The organism is Mesorhizobium sp. M7A.F.Ca.US.007.01.2.1, assembly GCF_003998165.1.
Taxonomy (GTDB): Bacteria; Pseudomonadota; Alphaproteobacteria; order Rhizobiales; family Rhizobiaceae; genus Mesorhizobium; species Mesorhizobium ciceri.
The window spans coordinates 1-4,234 of record NZ_RZQP01000352.1; the positions used below are offsets into that span (position 1 = coordinate 1).

Consider the following 4,234-nt stretch of genomic DNA (forward strand, 5'->3'; position numbering starts at 1 on the left):
CTGTCAGCCTGGACGTCGCTCGGCGCCATGATGCTCAATCCGTTGGAAGAGCGCTTTCAACGCCCGCCGCTGCCGGAAAAGGTCGACGGCATCGTCGTGCTCGGCGGCGGCTTCGAGGGCGCCATCAATCTGGCGCGCGGCGGCTATGAGCTGAACAGCAGCGGCGATCGGATGGTCGAGACCGCGATTCTCGCCCGGCGCTTTCCCACCGCCAAGGTGGTCGTCTCCGGCGGCACCGGCGCGTTGTTTCTCGATGGCGAGGGCGATGCCGCAACCGCGCCGCGCCTGCTCACCGCGCTTGGCGTGGCCGCCGACCGTATGATCCTGGAGAACAAGTCCCGCAACACCTATGAGAACGCGGTCTTCACCAAGGAGTTGGTAACGCCGAAGCCCGGCGAGACCTGGCTGCTGGTGACCTCGGCCTTCCATATGCCGCGCGCCAAGGCGCTGTTCGACAAGGCCGGCTTTGCAACCGTTCCATGGCCGGTCGACTATCGCACCTCGGGACGGGAAGGCGTCGGCCTGTTCCGCGACAATCCAGCCGATTCGCTGCAGGCCACCACCATGGCCATCCGGGAATGGATCGGGCTTTTTGCCTACTGGCTGTCAGGCCGGATCGATCAGCCTTTTCCGGGTGGCTGACCGATCACCGCCTGCCTGGCCGCCGAGAAGAACTGGCGCCGCACCAGCACCGCCAGCAGCAACAGCGTCGACAACACGAACACCATGGGGTCGACGAACCAGCCGAGATAACCGATCGAGAAGAACACGCCGCGTAGGCCGGAGTTGAAGTGCTTTCCGGCGAGCATGTTCATTTGCGCCGCACGCCACACCGCCGTTTCGGTGACCGGATTGCGCGAGGCTTCGCCATGCGGGATCGGTACGGCGCCGATCAGGATCGTGCAATAATTGAACAGCCGGTACGCCCAGCCGAATTTGAAGAACGAAAACGCCAGGATCAGCACCAGCCCAAACACCTTTATCTGGAAGGCCGCGCGCGACGGCGCGCCACCCAGAGGCAGGTCGCTGAGCACTTCAAGAACCCGGTCGGACGCGCCGAGCAGGGCAAAGCAGCCGCCGATCGCGATCAGCGAGCTGGAGGCGAAGAAGGCGGTGCCTTGCTGCAGCCCGCTCATGATGGCGGTGTCGACGATGCGGATCTCGCGCTCGGCCATGGTCCGCATCCAGGCTTGCCGCTGTGCATTCATCGCCGTCGTCAGCGACACCCGGCTGACAAGCTTGCCGTCGGAGGCAAACGTGTGCAGCAGCCACGCGACGAGGAAGAAGGCCAGCGCCGCGAGATCGGCTGTCGAAAGATCGAGGGAATCGCCCATGGCCTGAATTTATCACATTCAGGGCGATCGCTTCGATGTCCGCATTCAGCGATCGTGCCAATGTCGCTGCCGGAGCAAACAAGGTCGGCGGGTGCAGCGCCGCGATTTCCAAAAGAGCGGAAACATCGTGGGAATTCCTATATGTAGTCCTCGACCTGACTCCAGGAGACAACGCCGCGTGTTCCTTTCGGTTTTCGACCTGTTCAAGATCGGCATAGGACCCTCGAGTTCGCACACGATGGGACCGATGACCGCCGCGGCGCGGTTTCTCGACGAGGTCGCGGGAAATGACTGGCCGCGCCCGGCGGGTGTGAAGGTCGACCGCCTTGGTGCCAGCCTGCACGGGTCACTCGCCTATACCGGCATCGGCCACGGCAGTGACCGCGCCGTCATGCTCGGCCTTGCCGGTCTGACGCCGCAGACGGTCGATCCCGACCAGGCTGATGGCATTGCCAGCCGCATCGCCGCCGAAAAGCGTATTTCGCCGCCCGGCCATCCCACCTATCGCTTCGATCCGGCCACCGATCTGGTGCTGGACCGCAAGACGCCGCTCACCGGCCACGCCAACGGCATGGCGTTCTACGCCTATGATTCCGGCGGCCGCCTGCTGCTCAAGCGCATCTATTATTCGATCGGCGGCGGCTTCGTGGTTTCCGAAGAGGAACTGCAGCGGATGAAGGCCAAGGGATCGGTGACGACGGAAGGCAAGAAAGTGCCTTATCCGTTCAAGAATGCGGTCGAGATGCTGGCCATGGCCGGCAAAAGCGGCCTTTCCATCGCCGACATGAAACGCGTCAACGAGGAGACGCAGATGACGCGCGAGGCGCTCGATGCCGGCCTCGACGGCATCTGGAGCGCCATGAAAGGCTGCATCGACCGTGGCCTGTCGCAGGACGGCATCATGCCGGGCGGGTTGAAGGTGCGCCGCCGTGCCCGCATGCTGCATGACAAGCTGCAGGAGCAATGGCAGCAGAACAAGCCCAATCCCTTGCTCGCCAATGACTGGCTGTCGATCTACGCCATGGCGGTGAACGAGGAAAACGCCGCTGGCGGCCGGGTCGTCACAGCGCCGACCAACGGTGCGGCCGGCACGCTGCCGGCGGTGCTGCGCTACTGGCTGCATTTCCATCCCGAGGCGGACCAGCCGAGCATTCGTGATTTCCTGCTGACGGCTGCTGCGGTCGGCGGCATCATCAAGACCAATGCTTCGATCTCCGGCGCCGAAGTCGGCTGTCAGGGCGAGGTCGGGTCGGCATCGGCAATGGCGGCGGCCGGCCTGTGCGCCGTCATGGGCGGTACGCCCGAGCAGGTCGAGAATGCCGCCGAGATCGCGCTCGAACACCATCTCGGCATGACCTGCGATCCGGTTGGCGGGCTGGTGCAGGTGCCGTGCATCGAGCGCAATGCGCTGGGCGCGGTCAAGGCGGTGACGGCAGCGTCACTGGCCATCAAGGGCGACGGCACCCATTTCGTACCTCTCGATGCAGCAATCGAGACCATGCGCCAGACCGGCCTCGACATGAACGAGAAGTACAAGGAAACCAGCCTGGGTGGGCTCGCCGTCAACGTCGTGGAATGCTGAAGGCTGGCCTAAACTGCCACTGTGGAGAAGTCGATCCGGTCGTTGACGCGTCCGCATGCGGGACTAACCTTAAGCGATGTCTCTCAATCTCATAAAACTCTGTGTCGGCTGCGACAGCGTCGAAGATCTCGAGGAGTGGATCGCCTTCCGCCTCGACGAGCGGCGGCGCGCCGGTGAGCCGGTCGAGCAATATCACACCACGCGCATGATGCCGACGCGCGGCGCCGAGGTCACCGATGGCGGTTCGCTCTATTGGGTGATCAAAGGAAATGTGCAGTGCCGCCAACTGATCACCGAGATCCGGCCGTTCACCGATAGTGAAGGCATCGGCCGCTGCCACCTGATTCTCGACCCCGAGGTTGTTCGAACCGACTGGCAGCCGCGCCGGGCCTTTCAGGGCTGGCGCTATCTGAAGCCGGCCGACGCGCCGCTCGATCTGGGCAAGGGCAAGGCCGGACTGATCGAGATGCCGCCGAAACTCAGGCGCGAGCTTGCCGACCTCGGCCTGCTCTGACCCCAGGTGGCATCACCGTCTGGCCCTTTGTGCCACCCGATGTGGGGCTTGCAAGCGATGTGGCAACGCCACATCTTGTTTTTTATGAGCGATAAGAAGCAACCTGTGCCAGCGAGGACCAATCCTGCGCCGATCAAGCCTCAATCCAACGCTGGCGAGATCGACGCCTTCATTCGCCAGGCGAGGACACTTGCCGCATCGGCGACCGGTTCGGGCAGGCTGATCCTTGCTCTCGACGCGACGATGAGCCGCCAGCCAACCTGGGATCTGGCCTGCACGCTGCAGGGCCAGATGTTCGACGCCGTCGGCAAGGCAGGAACCCTCAGCGTGCAACTGGTTTATTTTCGCGGTCTTGGCGAGTGCCGTTCGTCCGCTTTCGTGAGCGACACCAATGCCTTGAAGCAGCTGATGACGCGGATCGAGTGCCGCAGCGGTCACACCCAGATCGGCAAGGTGCTGGCGCATGCGTTGAAACAGACGGCAACCGCTAAGGTCAATGCGCTGGTCTATATCGGCGATGCGATGGAAGAGGATATCGACGATCTGGCCGAAAAGGCCGGCAGCCTCGGCCTTCATGGCGTTCCTGTCTTCGTCTTTCAGGAAGGCCATGATTCCAGCGCGGAAAAGGCATTCAAAGAGGTTGCGCGGCTGTCCAAGGGGGCCTGGTTCCGGTTTGATCGGCGGGCTGCCGCGACCCTGGCCGGACTGCTTTCGGCTGTCGCCGTGTTCGCGACCGGCGGGGTGAAGGCGCTCGAAGCCAGAGGCAGGCCGGAAGACCGGCTGATGATCGAGCATCTGCGGGGC

The 4,234-nt window shown here is 63.6% G+C and carries 5 protein-coding genes; 4 read left to right on the forward strand and 1 reads right to left on the reverse strand.

The window, feature by feature from the left end:
- Positions 1 to 642, forward strand: a 642-nt coding sequence (locus EN949_RS33305) for a YdcF family protein (RefSeq protein ID WP_164782624.1), incomplete at its 5' end; no start/stop codon positions are given.
- Here EN949_RS33305 and EN949_RS33310 read toward each other — a convergent pair.
- Complete coding sequence (locus EN949_RS33310; RefSeq protein ID WP_013531782.1) at positions 621 to 1,334, reverse strand: DUF599 domain-containing protein; 714 nt, start codon at positions 1,332 to 1,334, stop codon at positions 621 to 623. The two genes, EN949_RS33305 and EN949_RS33310, sit on opposite strands and share 22 nt — an antisense overlap.
- Before the next feature lie 178 nt (positions 1,335 to 1,512).
- On the opposite strand from EN949_RS33310, the gene EN949_RS33315 reads away from it, so the two are divergent.
- From EN949_RS33315 to EN949_RS33325, 3 genes are all read left to right on the forward strand, one after another.
- Positions 1,513 to 2,916, forward strand: a complete 1,404-nt coding sequence (locus EN949_RS33315; protein ID WP_013531781.1) for an L-serine ammonia-lyase — start codon at positions 1,513 to 1,515, stop codon at positions 2,914 to 2,916.
- Positions 2,917 to 2,992: 76 nt separating this feature from the next.
- Positions 2,993 to 3,430, forward strand: a complete 438-nt coding sequence (locus EN949_RS33320; protein WP_013531780.1) for a DUF1489 family protein — start codon at positions 2,993 to 2,995, stop codon at positions 3,428 to 3,430.
- 84 nt (positions 3,431 to 3,514) lie between these two features.
- Positions 3,515 to 4,234 (forward strand): VWA domain-containing protein (locus tag EN949_RS33325; RefSeq protein WP_164782625.1); only part of this gene is annotated, 720 nt, incomplete at its 3' end.